The following is a 16,588-nucleotide window of genomic DNA, read 5'->3' as shown; positions in this document are numbered from 1 at the left end:
TAGCCCAGTTTAGTTGCAAGACGTTTCAGAGAAGAACAAAAGGAAACGTCTTGCAACATGGAAAAACGTCGTGAACAAGGCATAAAGCCACGAAATGAGTATATCAAAGAGCAACAGAATAAAACGAATAACCATATATTTAATTTTCTTCTGTAAAACAAGTTGACTGATCATACTGCACGATTTTCTCATATACAATATATGGCATTAACTTTTCAATCACGTGCATCTGACTTTCATAGATAGAAAGAAGTTTTAATTTTTTCTGAAGCAGGTGGAAGGGAATGATATCGTTTGAGGTATCAAAGACATAGAGATTATCAAGTCCTTGATCATGTAAAATCCTTGAGAGTGATTTGTGCTGGTTATGTCCGTATTCACCACAAAGATTATGTGTGACGATGCGACTAGATCTATAACGGCTAATGATCTTCCTTAAATCCTTTCCGACTAGCTGCACATCAAAGCTTCCTCCATATATATCAGGATAGTCCCATATTTCATATGAAGCTCCAACCATTTTCATTGCTTTATGAAATTCTTTTGAGCGGATACTGTTATTGCCATTGGTTAAGCATATGACCTTCCAACCTTGTTCTCTTAATAAAGACGCTCCCCCGAAAATCGATTCATCATCGGGATGGGCGATAAACATGAGTTTATCAATCAAAATATAGCACCTCATTTTTGAATTTCACTATTAGAAATTGCATTTTCTAATAGAATATGTAGAGATCATGATGGATGACACAGTGCATGGATAAATACCTGTACTTAAAGTTTCTCCGTTAAGAGCAGATGAGATATTTAAAGGAAAGGTTTCAGGAGCCAAAGATGATTGTGAGGCCTTTATATCGGTCACGGGACAGAAAACAGGTTTCCTCCGAACCAAAATTACAAAAAGAGCCTTTATTAATCTGTAATGTGAACTAAATGAAAAGGACATTGGATATAGAATTACCAATGTCTTTTTTTATTTGTTTAACAAAATATAACTTATAAAATTAAGGTAAATAGGTAATTGTGTTTTATGACCTCATTTACCACTACAACAATTGATTTTTATAACCACATTTATCACAATATTTTTTACTCAATAAAAATCCATAATTAAAAAGCACATCAGATTTTTCTACTAAAGAAATCGTTAACTACAATAAAAAAGACCGACAAAATGTCGATCGTGTTATTGAACTAACGCATGCATTAGTTGAATAATCACTTTGATTAAATAGTTGAAAAAGGTTAGAAAATACCGATAAAAGGTTTGGATATTTTATTCCATTTATAGTTTAATAGTTACGGAGTGGTAGTATGAAAAAGTATTTAGGTTATTTATTAACTTTAATTCTGCTTTTTCTTGAAGTAAAGGGCAGTTTAGTGGAAGACTTTTAATTATTTATAAATGTAATTCACGTGATATATCGGATTTAGGCATTTACATTGTAAGAGCTAAGAAAAGAGGGATAATTTGAAATCAAAATTTATCATAGCCATGCCTCTGCTGTTGGCAGGTGTAGTTGTAGGGTACTTTACATTGCCCTGGATTATTTTATTTTTTGGTATTCAATTTGAAGCGAATCCACCAGAACCCAAAAACAAATACGGTGAATTCCCATTCCACTTAGTTTATGAAATCAACGGTATTCAACATACAATTGATGATACGATCATTTGCAAGTATGCAGGAATTGGCATTGATGAGGGAAGTGGAAAACACATTAAATGGGAAGAACGCTTAGCCAATGGAAATAAGCTTACAAGTTTTTTATTTACTGAAGAAAATCAATATGGAATTGAATTATTAGATGCTGTAATTGAAGGTAACAGTACAAGTATTATTTTAGATATAGGGAATCCACAATATTATTTGGGTTATAAGAAGTACAGAGATTACAGTCCTGGACGTGTAAGTATTTCGAGCCCACTTGCTACTGGGGTAATCAGTGAAGATGAATTGTGGAATAGATACAACATAAAAATAATTGAAAAGAAGTTTTCACAACCATTGTTGGGAAATGATTTGAGGAATCATCTCCTTATATGGATACTGACACTGCTCAATTGTCAGTGAATGGCGTTACGGTGACCCCACAAGAATCGAATTATCCTCCTAATACGAAGCGAATTGTTTTTAAATGGAAAAACGATACAAACAAACAATTATTGTGTGAACAAAGCTTTGGCATCCAAAAGAAAATTAATGGTAAATGGGAAGACGTATACCCCGATGTGGCAGTTGGTTTTTCGCAAGAACAGATAATCTTAGACGCTCATACTCAAATCACACACATTTACGAAATTAGTAAATATACAAATGAAATTCCGATCGGACAATATAGGGTGATTTCCCCAGTACTTGTTCCAGTGAAGAAAAACACTTACGATAGTCAGATTTTAAGTGGAGAATTCCCAATAGATTAGTCACAATTAATAATGAGCAGCTAGAGGATGCTCATACTATTCAACTAAAACGTGCGATAGTTCAACAAGAAATAGAGGATGATCATTAATCGATCATCCTCTATTTCACTATAGGGCAGTATAGTTCAATAAGGATAAAAGGTATTATGTCTGAATTATTGAATATAAAAATGATATGAAAGTTATTTTCCTATATACGCTATTATCGGAGGTCAAAGATGCTAGAGATATTAACTCTGTTGAAAGTAATTGGATTTGTTTTTCTATTGATTTTTCTAATATTCGTAACGATATTAATAATAAATTATTTTATATCGTTAAAAAAATATCTGAGTGAAATAGATAAGAAATTGGAGGTATTAATTAATAATAAAAAGTAAAAGTTGTACAAATAACGCATACATTAGTTAAAGATTATTGAGGTGGTTAAATGGAGAAAATCACTAAAAACCAATTAGAAAAGTCAGATCTTAGTTCAGTTGTTTTTATACGGGATTACATTCAATTTGTTTTTGAAGGTGAAAAAGAAAATATAATTTTAAGTGCTTTTACCGAACCCTTCAACCACTGTTAAAAATAACTATTATAATTTTCAAACTCCTGGTTGGAGAGATGCTTTGTGTAATTTAATAAATAAGATTGTTATAACAACTATCTTGGAGGAGAATTGATGAAACGATTAATCATGGTATTACTATTAGTTGGTTTGATTGTTGGAGGATTCGTTCTAAATCTCGAGAAGGGAACACTAACCTTACATGATCCAAAAATGGCGGCGGCCATTCAAATCATCGCCCGTGATAAAGTAAGCGTGCTTCAAACGAACAAACTTGGTGACAAATCAGCGATCGCCTTCTTTAGCGTCAAAAGTGAAAAATACGGTGAGATGTACGGATTTGCATTGCTAGAGAAAAAATGGAACGGGAAGTATCGGATTCCGCACATCACAGAAAAAAACGATTGGATGGTTCAATGGGGGACAAATGATCTGACAGAAAGAGTCATCGAAACAAAAGATGGTTTTAGTGAAATCCTATACGGAAAACGAATCAATGATTTATACGGGAATGTACCCATTGCAAGCGTCGTGTTACAAGCACAACAATTTTCCGTCACCAAACAAAAACATGTTACATCACACATCAAAACAACCGTTTCCGTACCAAAGAACAAATACGCTTTCTTCATCGCCAAACCAGTCCCAAAAGACCTGTCACTACCATACTACAAAGGCGACAGAGCCAATCAAATCGATTTAACGTTTAAGTTATTCGATGAAAATGGTAAAGAAATCAACGTAAGGTAAGCACTGGTTTGGTTCTACCTTTTTTTGTTGACTTCCAAAAAATGACCGCTATGATGTAGCTACAAAAAGAAAAGGCAGATTGATTCGAAAGAACAGGACGCAAATCCACGGGGCTACAGTCGAACAACTACGCGGCTAGCCTAACAGGACTTTTCTTATAGGGAGCGTGATAAACATACATATTTACAGAATTAAATGCGAAACAATTCCATTTGAATTTGATGAAGAAGATACAGAAATGGAAACAAAACGGGATTTTACATATTCGGGAATTATACTTGATTTAACCCAAATAATATTTTCATTTGCCGTTAAAAGATTAAATGCTTGAGTAATATGAAATTGATAATCAGACTTTGTTTGATCACTAAATGGAGGTAGGTAATTTAAAGTGATTTAACTTATTCAACTAAACGTATGCGATAGTTGAAGATCATGAAGGCCGCTTCGGCAGTCTTTTTCTTATTTAAGTAACTGGCAGTTTAGTTCAATAAGGTAAGAGGGGAAACGACTATTTTATTGAATAATTTATAGTAAGGTCTAAATTGTTAAATTTGGGAAAGCGAAATATATTGCTGGACAAATAATAAGGGTGATTTTTCATATGAGGCTAGATATGTTTATTACGTTTATTTTATTAGGTATATATATAGGCATATTCTCCGAGATTGTCGCAGAATTCTTCCATTATTCAAATATACTTATGTATGGACTATCTGGTATGGTGATCTATGGTTTAATATTTTTAATCATAACAAATATCCCTAGAATATCTGGTAAGACAATAAATTGGAAATTAGCCTTTGTAGTACTAATGATCGACAGTGTATTTTTTAAAATGATTGGAAAATACTTCGAATTAAACTAATTGTAAAATAAATAAATTTAAAAAAATCTTATACAACTATTAGCTGGTTTAGTTCAACAAGAAGGTATGTTAACTAACTCCTATCATCTAATATTTAAACTTATACTAAAGAAAAGGAGAGATTCTAACTATGTACGAACTAAAAACAAAAGAAACCAATAGTAGCGTCATTGAGTTTATTGAAAATGTCGAAAGCCCTAAAAAACGTGAAGATGCATATAAATTATTAGATATTTTTACAGAAGTAACAGGTTTTAAAGCGAAGATGTGGGGACCGAGTATTATTGGATTTGGTACATATCATTATAAATATGAATCTGGTCACGAAGGTAATGCACCACTAGTTGGCTTTTCGCCTCGAAAAGCTAAAATCAGTTTGTATTTTGCAACGGGTGACACGAAACGAGGGGAATTGTTAAAAGACTTTGGCAAACATACCTCAGGAAAAGCTTGCGTGTACATAAATAAAGTAGCAGATATTGATGTTAATGTTTTAAAAGCGTTAATTAATCAATCTATAAGGTTTTTAAAAGAAACCTATCCAAATCATTAAAGCATTTAAATGGATACACACTTGCTTTGAATGTGAAACTTTTCAATAATATTTTTAATGATTAAAATGTATATTCCTAATTGAACTAACGCATTCGTTAGTTGAAGTGCATGAAGGCTGCTTTGGCGGTCGTTTTATTATGCTATCCTACAGTTTAATGTAAAGGTAAAATTATCGAAATATAACAAAAACTTATCGAAAAAATGTAAAATAATATTTAAGTTACAGAAATGTGAATTTTAATAAATAGTATAGGAGAAGAAACCAATGAATCCATTATTATTAGAGATTCCAACTAAAATCGATACTAAGAGATTGTACTTAAGAATTCCGATGGCTGGCGAGGGTGAAACAGTTAATGCTTCAATAAGAGCTTCAATTAATGAATTAAAACTTTGGTTACCATTATATCAAAGTATGCCTGAAATTACTGAAACAGAAATCACTGTGCGACGTGCACATAATCAGTTTTTAAATCGTGAAAGTTTACGTTTTTTTATATTCAGTAAAGAAACAGATGAGTTTATTGGGACGTGCAGTTTACACAATATTAATTGGGATATTCCTAAATTTGAAATAGGATACTGGATTGATATTCGTTTTAGTGGTAAGGGTTTTATGACAGAAGCAATACAAAGATTAACCCATTTTGCAATTCAGGAATTGAATGGTAGACGAATTGAAATACGATGTGAATCTAGTAATATGAAAAGTCGTACGATCCCTGAAAAATTAGGATTTGAGCTTGAAGGGATTTTACGTAATGAAGATTTCTCAGCAGATGGTAAAAAACTAATTGACACCTGTATTTATGCAAAGATAAATTAGCCTATAATTTAAATTTACTTGTTGAACTATCGCATGCATTAATTGAACAACGATCGACTACTTCGGCGGCCTTTTTTATTGGACTATAGGGCAGTTTAACTTAACAAGTAATTGTAGATTAATAGATACCTTTTACTAAACGAAAATGAATTAGTTTTACTTAATTAACTTTGAAAAAAGCCAAAGAATACGAAATGTCGGATTGGAAAGAATATATGGATAAAATGTGATGTTGAGGTGTTGTAATGGACCACAAAGTTCTGCCAACGAAAGAATGGATTGAAGCGAGGAAAGAACTCCTACAGAAAGAAAAAGACTTCACGAAGTTGCGAGATGAACTTACACAGCTGAGACGAGATTTGCCGTGGGAAGCCGTTAACAAGTCTTACATATTTGACGGTCCGAACGGTACGGTATCATTATCAGACTTATTTAATGGAAGAAGCCAGTTGATCGTGTATCATTTCATGTTCAGCCCAAATTGGGATCAAGGCTGCAAGCATTGTTCTTTTTGGGCTGACCACTACAGTGGGATGTTACCACACTTAAATCACCGAGATGTCAGTTTTGTCTGTAATTCCCGTGGACCATTAGAAAAGTTGGATGCATTTAAAAAACGTATGGGTTGGACTTTTCCATGGTATTCATCGGGGCACACGGATTTTAATTATGATTTTCAAGCATCTTTTATTGAAGAAGAAGTAGAAAATAAACAAGCATATTACAACTATACTATGCAAAACCCAATGAGTTCCGATAGAGAAGGCGTGAGCGTTTTCTATAAAGATGATGAAGGTAATATATATCATACATACTCGACTTACGCTCGTGGCATTGACATGATGAATATCACTTATCAGTTTCTCGATTTGGTGCCGAAAGGTAGGCAGGACGATCGAGGACTTCGGCATAGTGATCAATATGTTCCAAAAGTATAATTTTTTTCTATTAAAGGGACTGTAAAAATGAATTGCAGTCTTTTATGTTATACAACGAACGTATGCGTTAGTTGTGAATCATGGTTATATTTTTAAAAAATTGGAGCTTTTTTAAGTTCCAATTTTCTATGTTGGAGAGAATTATTAAAGAAGAAAAGGAACTCTCATTACTAGAATAATTTAGTAAATGATATTATAAAAAATTTATCTATTTAACAAAGTTGATGATATTTTAATATCAAAAATAAGAAGGTGATTCTTTTATGGGAACGATAACCATCAATTTGTATTTCCATTTGTTGAAAATTTCGAGGATTATAAGGAACTACCAACCTAAATATGAATTCAATGAATATGAAATTATAGAAGATTTTTGTTTGACTATTCTTGTTTAAATATACAGGAGTTGACGATCACCTTCTATTTGACTAACTGCAAGATAGTGAAACATTAGCTAAAGATTATATCTTGGATTTATCAACATGGAAATGCATGGATATATTTGCTGTAGAAGGGTTCCCATAGACACTAACTAACATTTGATCCATCAGTTTTAATACTTTGTTCAAACATTTCATATGGAGAAACCCCTAAGGTAGTTTGCTCATTGTTCTCCTCTACTATGTTTATGGTATTTTAAGCATAGTAAATTTATATTTAAAATGAGAGAGCAATCGTTTTAAGAGATCATCTATAGTTATTGATGATCTCTCTTTTTTTATGCAATATCGTTGATGAATCAATGGTTATGAAGAGAATATAGGATTTTCGCGAAAAAAATATCTGAAAATTTAGATAAAAAATATTGACGAGATGGGTTTATTACAATAAACTAATCAACAAGGGGTTTACTGTAATAAACCCACAAAGGAGGGTGTTCAGAATGGAACCTTATAAATTGTTCGATGCCGAATACAAATTTACATGCCTGATTTGGGATAATGAACCTATTAATTCTACTGATCTTGTAAAGCTTTGCCAGACAGAACTTGGATGGAAAAAGTCCACGACCTATACAGTTTTAAGAAAATTATGTGAACGGGGAATCCTTAGAAACGAGGAAGCAACGGTCACATCCATTGTTAAAAAAGAGGACGCACAGAAATATGAAAGTCAGATGGTTGTTGAAAAAACCTTCAATGGTTCATTGCCACAGTTTTTAACTGCTTTTCTAGGTGGAAAAGGAATTTCTAATGAGGAAGCCGAAGAGTTGAAGCGGATTATAGAGGAGGCAACTAAATAATGAATCTGTTTCTTGTAATCCTTAATATGAGCATAACTGCTAGCTATGTTGCAATTGCGGTTATCATGGTGAGATTTCTTTTGAGGCGTGCTCCTAAAATATTCTCCTATATTCTATGGGCAGCCGTAGCCATCAGACTGTTTACCCACATTAGTTTCTCTTCAAGCTTTAGTATATTAGGTCTGGTAAAGTCCCGGAATAAAACTGGCACGGGTTTCATGGAATTTGTGCCACAGGAAATTGGGATGCAGAAAAATCCAGTTGTGGATACCGGAATTAAGGGGATAAGCCATTTTATAAATTCCTCCCTTCCGATGGCTACACAGGTAGCAAGCGTAAACCCCATGCAAATCATCGTGTGGATTGGAAGTATAATTTGGATAACAGGTGTAGCCATTCTCCTGCTTTTCAGCATTCTATCGTACTTGAAAATAGTAGTTAAGGTCCGAACGGCAACGCTTGTCAAGGATAATATCTTTGAGACTGACCAGATTGACACTCCCTTTGTGTGCGGTTTTCTGAACCCGAAAATATACATCCCAACCGGCATGAGTGATCATGAGCTGTCTTACATTTTACTACATGAGCAAATTCATATCATGAGACTTGATTATCTGATAAAACCTTTTGCATTTATGCTGCTTATCATTCATTGGTTTAATCCGCTAATGTGGTTATCTTACGCGCTTATGAGTAAAGATATGGAGATGTCCTGCGATGAAAGTGTCGTTAACAAGATGGGACAAAAGATTAAAAGAAGCTACTCAACCTCATTGCTTACTCTTTCCGTCAACAAAAAAAGCTTACTAGCCGGTAGTCCACTTTCTTTTGGAGAGAGTAATGTGAAGGCTAGAATTAGAAATATTCTTACTTACCGTCAACCTTCTAAGAAGATGATTGCAGCATATATGCTCGTTATTGCAGTTTTAGTTGTAGGTTGTACGGCAAATCCAAAGTCTTTGCAGCAATCACCACAGATATCCTCTCAATCAATAAATTCAGAATATTTTATGGATAAGTTAATGAAAAACAAAACACTTTATGTAGGTAACGCTAGTAAGGTAGGTGGACTCACTAGTGGAATGCCCCAGCCAAAAGGTTTGGAATGGAACGGAATGGCACTTCAAACAACAGCTCAACCTTATGGAGTAACTTTCAATTATAAAATAAATGACTCTAATTATGGGGTAAAAGAGAGGGAAATAAATAGCGAAGTTTTTTATCGTAATTCCATTCTACTCTTAAGCCTGATTGATAATGTCGATATTATAACCTATTCGATTGTTGATAGCTTGGGTCAAAATAATGGTAAAGATAAAACCTTCACGTTTACAAGAGAACAGGCAGACAAACTATTTGGAGAGGATGTCAGACGTTATGCTAAAGACGAAAAAAGCCTGAGACAACTAATTGATCGTTTAGACAAAATGCACTTCAGTGAAACCAATAACACCCCTTAATGTTTATCCTTGGAAATACGTCTGAATAAAGGATACTTTAATAGACCACACATATCGCGAATGCTTAATTACAAGTATTCCAATATGTGAAGTCCTTTAATTATTAATTGTTTCACTTACCAAACCTAAATAAAGACGATACATAAAAGTATCGTCTTAATAGGTAACTATCTATTAGGCTACAGTCTGATTATTTGTTTGAGATAAAGATTGATTTTTCTTCGTTGATTTTAAAACATTAAAGATTAGATTTAATAAAATAGCCGTTAAGCTGCCTGCGACGATCCCGCTATTTGAGAGAATTTTTACGGTTGCTGGCATATGGGAAAATAGATTAGGAACTGTTGTTACCCCTAGTCCCATCCCAACTGAACAAGCAATTATTAACAGATTTTCCTGCGATGAAAAATCCACTTTACTCAGTATTTTAATCCCTGCAGCTACAACCATCCCAAACATAGCAAGCATGGCGCCACCAAGAACAGATGTAGGGATAATTTGTGTTAGCGCTGCGATTTTTGGAACGAATCCAAGAAACACTAGCATGCCACCTACTGTATAAATAACATTTTTTTCTTTTCCTCCTGAAAGTTGAACAAGGCCAACGTTTTGTGAGTATGAAGTATATGGAAAAGAATTAAATAATCCGCCAAGAATGCTAGCAAAACCTTCAGCACGATATCCCTTTACTAAATCCTTCTCAGTAAGCTTTCTTCCAGTTATATCACTAAGTGCAAAATATACCCCTGTTGATTCAATGAGACTTACAATAGCAACAACAGTCATGATTAGAATCGGAACTAAATGAAATGAAGGTGTAGCTAGATACATAGGTTTTACCATATGGAACCATGAAGCATCGCTAACAGCTGAAAAATTCACTTTTCCCATAAAATAAGCAGCAGCTGTTCCTGCAATTAATCCTAATAAAATTGCTATTGATCGAATGAAGCCCTTAAAGATGCGATAAAGTGCAATAATAAATATTAATGTACCAAATGCAAGTGCAAGATTAGAGTTTGCTCCAAAGTCAGGACTACCTACGCCTCCTGCAACGTTATTCATGGCAACAGGAATAAGAGTCATACCAATAATAGTTACAACAGATCCCATTACAACAGGAGGAAAGAACTTAATTAATTTACCAAAGAAATTTGCGATAAGAATTACGATTAGACCAGACATGATAATCGATCCATAGATGGCTGATAAACCATACTGACTACCAATTTCAATAATTGGTCCAACTGCAGTAAAAGTACAACCAAGAATAATTGGTAGCCCGATTCCTGTAAAGCGATTCTGCCAAACCTGTAATATCGTTGCTATCCCGCTTGTAAGAATATCCATTGAAACTAAATAAGTTAATTGTTTACCAGTCATATGCAAAGAACTACCGATGATTAGCGGAACAAGAATGGCACCTGCATACATTGCCAACACATGTTGAATGCTTAGGGAGGCAACTTTAATAGGATTTTGTTTCATTAAATTAATTCCTCCACTTTTTCACTAATAAAATTGACGACACCGTTTTCTAAGGATTCAATTCTGGCTAATGATTCGACTCTTAAACCAAGGTCTTTCAATTTCTGTGCACCAGATTGGAAAGACTTTTCAATTAAAATTCCAATTCCTACAACAGTTGCATTTGCTTGATGTATCAAATCTACTAAACCCAGGGCCGCCTGACCGTTTGCTAAAAAATCATCGATAATAAGAATTTTATCGTTATCATTTAAATATTTTTTTGAAATGGAGATATTGTTTGTTACATTTTTAGTAAAAGAATGTACGCTTGTAGTGAGTAACGCCTCATTAAGAGTTAGTGATTTTTGCTTTCTAGCAAAAATTACAGGAACATTTAATTGCAGTCCAGTCATAACAGCAGGTGCAATTCCCGATGATTCGATTGTTACGATTTTTGTAATTTCTTCATTGGCAAAAAGCTTTGCGAATTCCTTACCGATCTCAAACATTAATTTAGAATCAATTTGATGGTTCAAGAAAGCATCCACTTTTAAAACTTCCTTTGAAATAGCCTCACCATCTGAAAGGATTTTTTCTTCAAGTAATCTCATGATTTTCATTTCTCCTTATTAAAAAGCTGTCACCTTTTTTAGGCGCTTTAGCTAGATAGTAAAATAAAAAAAGCCCAAAAGTTATACCTCACATAAAATTTGAGTGAGGTAATAACCTTTGGACTTATATGACCTAAAGGAATAGGAAATGTATGCTAAACAAAAGATAGCATATTTCTTTACCCACTCATAGTCAGATTGTTAAGGCAATCTGGTAGAAACTTGCAGGCCATATCCCCGCGATTATATGAGTGAAACGTATAATTTTAATCTCATTATAACATGGTCTATGAGTAAATCAATCCTTTTCCTCTTAAAAAACGAATAATTAAATAAAAATTCATTAAATTGTTCGTTATTAGTTATGTCCTTTACTAGATAAAGAAGTTCATTACTGTATGTTTTAGTAACAATTTAGTCCCACTAATGCTAAATGCAAGTGGTTTTTATTATGCCTAAAAAATGAAATAGTCAATGAACTTGTAGAAAAAACGAAAGAAAAATGGAATCCATTAGGTTTACTGCAGTTTTTTTTATTTCAGTAAATGGCAGGATAGTCCAATGTGGAATGTTTGAGCCTAAAAGAAAATAATCATGACACAAACTCGCCGAAATGATAGAGTATATAAAAAATAGACAATTGGGTGGTGGAATCTTCATGAAGCATCATCTACCTAGCATTGAAGATCTGTTGCAAACGAATTTTTCTTTGCTTTCCGATATGGATGACAAAAATGAAGCAGCTTATATATTTAAACAGCATCAAAGTGAAGTCTGGATGTTAACGAGAAATGAGTACATGCATTATAAAAGCGAGAATATCAAAGAACTTTATTGGAAAAGAGTGGGCGTTTCTAATGAAAAAGCTGTTATTCAAGACGTGATTCAAAAAGTGCAAACATCAGATATTGTGGTCATCACGTTTGGAGAAGGAAAAATCAAGGGCTACATCGATTCTGCAGCTTTACTTTCTAAAGTGTTTGAATCTTATCAATATTTAGAGGCCTATTTTCAAACGATGATTGATACAATGGATGGTTCGGTCTCGATTGTGGATGAGGCCGGGAAAACCGTTGTTTGGACCCCTGGTGCAGAACGGATTTTTTCGATTCCCAAAGAGGAAATTATTGGGAAAGACATGGATCAGTTTTTTCCAAAAGAAATGTTATTAAATAAAGTAACGGTGGAAACAGGACAATCGTTTCGTAATAGGCAGCACAATCCTCGAGAGGATTTATTTGTCATGATTAATAGCAGACCCGTCATCATCAAAGATCGGATTGTCGGTGCAGTGGCAGCGGAAACCGACATTACGAGTCAAGTATTGATGAACCAAGAGCTGATGAATGCTTCCTCAAAAATTCGTCAACTGCAGCAGGAGGTTTCCAGACTGCAATCGTCACGGGATTCTTTTCAACAAATTAAAGGTTCGAGTCAATTAATAAAAGAAACGGTTTTATTATCAAGAAGAATGTCTGAAACAAATGCGAACATTTTATTGCTAGGGGAAACAGGGGTCGGGAAAGAAATCTTTGCAAAAGCGATTCACCACTGCCAAGGTTCAACCACTCCGTTTGTTGCGGTAAACTGTGGCGCAATTTCACCATCTTTGTTTGAAAGTGAATTTTTTGGATATGAAAAAGGGGCGTTTTCAGGCGCAAATGCCAAAGGGAAGGAAGGAAAGCTAGAGTCGGCGAATGGGGGAACACTCTTTCTCGATGAAATTGGCGACTTGCCGTTGGATATGCAGGTGAAATTGCTTCGTGTTCTTCAAGATAAAACATATTATCGTGTCGGAGGAACAAAGCAACTGATTGCTCATTGTCGAATCATCGCTGCCACAAATAAAGATTTGGAAGCGATGGTCGAAGCTGGTGCATTTCGAGAAGACTTATACTATCGACTTAACATATTATCCATTACCATCCCGCCATTGAGGGAACGAAAAGAAGATATTATGGAGCTGCTTCATCTCTTTATATATGAATTTTCATTATTGTATCATCGTACGATTGAATACATAGATCCACAGGTATTTTCCATATTATTGAAATATGATTGGCCAGGAAACGTTCGGGAGCTGCGGAATACAATCGAACGATTAGTATTATTGTCCAGAGACGGAAAAATTACAATAGAAGCATTGCCTCAAAAGCTATCGAAGGCTGCCTCTTCATTGTATCATGATGAATCTTTGAAAGAAGATTTGAATCAGCATGAAAAAAACAAAATTATCGAAGCCATCCAGACCGAGAACGGAAACAAGCAAGAAGCGGCTAAGAAGCTGGGAATCTCCCGCGCGACTTTATACAATAAACTGAAAAAATTAAATATCAATCATTAATAGATAAAAAACAGTGCCAAAAATTTGTTGTGGCGCTGTTTTTTTGTTGTCTAAAAAAATAGACAATCGTCACTTTGAAGTGTCTAAAAAAATAGACACATGTTTTTGAAATACCTTCTACCGCTAAACTTTCAAAATGGCATGAAACTTGCATTTACTTATCTAAGATGGTGGTTGAACAGTTCATAGTAAACTGTCTCAAACCATATCATACAGAATCAAAATAACATCATTTTGGTATTCAATTCACGAAAAAAGGGGGTGTATCCTGGCTGTAAATCGTATTGTTTCTCTACGATTTAATACGATTTTATTAACCAGGAAAGAACATGAAAGAACGATTACAAGCACTGCAAAACTTTTTACAAGAACAACACATTCAAGGTGGCTTGATAACATCACGTCATAATATTTTTTATTTATCACAATTTGATTACGATCCACACGAACGGTTTGTCGGTATTTTTGTATTTGCAAATCGCGAACCGATTTTTATTACACCAAGTATGGAAGTTCAAATGCTGAAGGAAGCAGGCTGGAACAAGCAGATTATCAGTTATACAGATTCCGATAATCCGTGGTCGCTTGTTCGCGATGTAATTCAAGGTGGGAACGAGATCAATCGATTTGCTGTGGAGAAACATGCAATCTCCTATTTTTATATAGAAAATCTGCAACAGATTTTGAGTGGTGCGGAGTTTGTATCGTTAGATGATAAGCTTACCGAGATGAGACTTGTAAAAGATGATAATGAGGTTGCGATTTTACGAGAAGCGGCCGCTTTTGCTGATTATGGAGTGAAAGTCGGTATTGAGACTTTAAACGAAGGCATGACAGAACTTGAGTTACTTGGAAAAATTGAATACGAATTAAAGAAAAAAGGGATTCGGGAAATGTCATTTTCAACGATTGTCCTGTTTGGTCAAAATGCAAGCAATCCTCACGGTATCTCAGGAGAGAACAAGTTGAAAAAAGGCGATCCGGTCTTGTTTGATTTAGGCGTGAAGTATAAGGGCTATAGCTCCGATATCACAAGAACTGTCTTTTACGACCGTGTCACTAGCGAATTCCAGACGATCTACAACACAGTTTTACAAGCAAATCTTGCTGGATTGGAGGCTTGCCAGGCTGGGAGCCGAATTGGAGACGTTGATATAGCAGCAAGAAACGTCATTCAAGCTGCTGGATACGGCGATTTTTTTCCGCACCGAATCGGCCATGGCTTAGGCATTGATGTTCATGAATCACCTTCAATGAATGATGCAAATGATGGAATCTTGAAACCGGGCATGGTGCTTACAGTCGAACCAGGTATTTATGTACCAGGGCTTGGGGGTATCCGAATCGAAGACGATCTTGTCATTACGGAAAAAGGCTGTGAAGTGTTAACGAAGTTTTCAAAAACAATGCAAGTTGTAAAGGGGGATGAAAGGTAATGAACCGAATTGAAAAAATACAGAAACAGCTTACCAAGAATAATGTCGATGCGATTTTGATAACGAAGAATGAAAACCGCCGATACACGACGGGTTTTACAGGTTCGGCAGGTATGGTGTTGATTTCGCAAAAGGGCGTTACATTTATCACAGACTTTCGCTACGGAGAGCAGGCGCAAGCTGAAGTGAAAAATGCAAAAATTGTGATACATGATGGAAATATTGAAAAAGAAGTAGCAAGCGAAATCGAACGTCACGGCATTCAAAATCTAGCTGTAGAGGCAAATGCCATGACGTTAAATACCTTTTCGGCTCTTAAGGAGTATACGAATGCACAATTGGTTCCATTGGAAAATATAGTTGAAAAGGTGCGGGAAATCAAAGATCAGTCAGAATTGGAGACAATGCGAACAGCGGCCCGTATTGCCGACACGGCGTTTGATAATATTTTGAATGTCATTAAGCCAGGTATAACAGAGAGGGAAGTCCGCAATGAACTAGAAGTCTATATGAGAAAGCAGGGCGCCTCTTCTTCTTCATTTAATATCATCGTTGCCTCCGGACAACGTGCTGCCTTGCCGCATGGTGTTGCTTCCGAAAAAGTGATCGAGCATGGCGACATGGTAACCCTTGATTTTGGTGCGATGTACAATGGATATTGCTCAGATATCACGAGAACGATTGCTGTTGGGAACTGCTCAGATGAATTTCACGATATTTATCATATAGTCCTGGAAGCGTTAAAACGTGGGACAGAAGGAATTCGAGCGGGTGAAAATGCGAAAAAAATTGACGATTTAACGAGAGATTATATTACTGAAAAAGGCTATGGAGACCGTTTCGGACATTCTACTGGCCATGGCTTGGGTCTGGAAGTACACGAACCGCTTCGTCTTTCTGACAAAAGTAAAGAAGTGCTGCAAGCTGGTATGGTTGTAACGGTTGAGCCCGGTATTTATATCCCGGGATGGGGCGGCTGTCGTATTGAAGATGATATAGTGGTGACAGAGAATGGGTATGAAATTATTACTCATTCACCTAAGAAATTATTGATTTTATAATCGTATAGAAATTGAACAGGTCATCCTAACGGTGCGTTACGATGAC

The 16,588-nt window shown here is 35.2% G+C and carries 16 protein-coding genes and 1 riboswitch; of the genes, 13 read left to right on the top strand and 3 right to left on the bottom strand.

Going from position 1 to position 16,588, the window contains the following annotated elements:
- Positions 1-139 precede the first annotated feature (139 nt).
- Complete coding sequence (locus tag J5Y03_RS11425; protein ID WP_209405696.1) at positions 140-670, bottom strand: PIG-L family deacetylase; 531 nt, start codon at positions 668-670, stop codon at positions 140-142.
- Positions 671-1,471: 801 nt separating this feature from the next.
- Here J5Y03_RS11425 and J5Y03_RS11420 point away from each other — a divergent pair.
- The 10 genes from J5Y03_RS11420 (at position 1,472) to J5Y03_RS11375 (ending at position 9,620) form a co-directional block, all read left to right on the top strand.
- A complete protein-coding gene (locus J5Y03_RS11420) occupies positions 1,472-2,074 on the top strand; it encodes a hypothetical protein (protein WP_209405694.1) in 603 nt (200 codons plus the stop codon).
- Positions 2,044-2,424, top strand: coding sequence for an immunoglobulin-like domain-containing protein (locus J5Y03_RS11415; protein WP_209405692.1), 381 nt, complete (start codon positions 2,044-2,046; stop codon positions 2,422-2,424). The genes J5Y03_RS11420 and J5Y03_RS11415 overlap by 31 nt, the downstream gene beginning before the upstream one ends.
- 430 nt (positions 2,425-2,854) lie before the next feature.
- Positions 2,855-2,998 (top strand): hypothetical protein, encoded by a 144-nt coding sequence (locus tag J5Y03_RS11410; RefSeq protein ID WP_209405690.1) that lies wholly within the window; start codon positions 2,855-2,857, stop codon positions 2,996-2,998.
- 96 nt (positions 2,999-3,094) lie between these two features.
- Positions 3,095-3,730, top strand: coding sequence for a hypothetical protein (locus J5Y03_RS11405; RefSeq protein ID WP_209405688.1), 636 nt, complete (start codon positions 3,095-3,097; stop codon positions 3,728-3,730).
- Between the two features lie 604 nt (positions 3,731-4,334).
- Positions 4,335-4,598 (top strand): hypothetical protein, encoded by a 264-nt coding sequence (locus J5Y03_RS11400; RefSeq protein ID WP_209405686.1) that lies wholly within the window; start codon positions 4,335-4,337, stop codon positions 4,596-4,598.
- A gap of 130 nt (positions 4,599-4,728) precedes the next feature.
- Positions 4,729-5,151, top strand: coding sequence for a DUF1801 domain-containing protein (locus J5Y03_RS11395; RefSeq protein ID WP_209405684.1), 423 nt, complete (start codon positions 4,729-4,731; stop codon positions 5,149-5,151).
- 267 nt (positions 5,152-5,418) lie between these two features.
- Complete coding sequence (locus J5Y03_RS11390; RefSeq protein ID WP_209405682.1) at positions 5,419-5,979, top strand: GNAT family N-acetyltransferase; 561 nt, start codon at positions 5,419-5,421, stop codon at positions 5,977-5,979.
- Between the two features lie 245 nt (positions 5,980-6,224).
- A complete protein-coding gene (locus J5Y03_RS11385) occupies positions 6,225-6,917 on the top strand; it encodes a DUF899 domain-containing protein (protein ID WP_209405680.1) in 693 nt (230 codons plus the stop codon).
- 883 nt (positions 6,918-7,800) lie between these two features.
- Complete coding sequence (locus tag J5Y03_RS11380) at positions 7,801-8,160, top strand: BlaI/MecI/CopY family transcriptional regulator (RefSeq protein ID WP_209405678.1); 360 nt, start codon at positions 7,801-7,803, stop codon at positions 8,158-8,160.
- On the top strand, positions 8,160-9,620 hold the full coding sequence (locus J5Y03_RS11375) for a M56 family metallopeptidase (RefSeq protein WP_209405677.1): 1,461 nt from the start codon (positions 8,160-8,162) through the stop codon (positions 9,618-9,620). Before J5Y03_RS11380 ends, J5Y03_RS11375 begins: the two co-directional genes overlap by 1 nt.
- A gap of 174 nt (positions 9,621-9,794) precedes the next feature.
- Here J5Y03_RS11375 and J5Y03_RS11370 read toward each other — a convergent pair whose 3' ends face one another.
- Positions 9,795-11,108, bottom strand: coding sequence for a nucleobase:cation symporter-2 family protein (locus J5Y03_RS11370; protein WP_209405675.1), 1,314 nt, complete (start codon positions 11,106-11,108; stop codon positions 9,795-9,797).
- Entirely contained in the window at positions 11,108-11,701 is a 594-nt protein-coding gene (locus J5Y03_RS11365) for a xanthine phosphoribosyltransferase (protein ID WP_209405673.1), read from the bottom strand. The genes J5Y03_RS11370 and J5Y03_RS11365 overlap by 1 nt, the downstream gene beginning before the upstream one ends.
- Before the next feature lie 170 nt (positions 11,702-11,871).
- A riboswitch (purine riboswitch) is annotated at positions 11,872-11,972 on the bottom strand.
- 387 nt (positions 11,973-12,359) lie between these two features.
- Between J5Y03_RS11365 and J5Y03_RS11360 the strand changes: the two genes are divergently transcribed.
- The 3 genes from J5Y03_RS11360 to J5Y03_RS11350 all read left to right on the top strand — a co-directional run bounded on the left by J5Y03_RS11360 (position 12,360) and on the right by J5Y03_RS11350 (position 16,542).
- Positions 12,360-14,045: a sigma-54 interaction domain-containing protein gene (locus J5Y03_RS11360; protein WP_209405670.1), complete on the top strand. Its 1,686-nt coding sequence runs from the start codon at positions 12,360-12,362 to the stop codon at positions 14,043-14,045.
- A 329-nt stretch (positions 14,046-14,374) separates the two neighbouring features.
- Entirely contained in the window at positions 14,375-15,481 is a 1,107-nt protein-coding gene (locus J5Y03_RS11355) for a M24 family metallopeptidase (RefSeq protein ID WP_209405668.1), read from the top strand.
- Positions 15,481-16,542, top strand: coding sequence for a M24 family metallopeptidase (locus J5Y03_RS11350; protein WP_209405666.1), 1,062 nt, complete (start codon positions 15,481-15,483; stop codon positions 16,540-16,542). Before J5Y03_RS11355 ends, J5Y03_RS11350 begins: the two co-directional genes overlap by 1 nt.
- Positions 16,543-16,588: the final 46 nt, after the last annotated feature.

The sequence above is a fragment of the Gottfriedia endophytica genome (genome assembly GCF_017814275.1).
In the GTDB taxonomy this organism is placed as follows: domain Bacteria; phylum Bacillota; class Bacilli; order Bacillales; family Bacillaceae_G; genus Gottfriedia; species Gottfriedia endophytica.
Note: the sequence above shows the minus strand (reverse complement) of the source record. Positions and strands in the feature narration are given on the sequence as shown.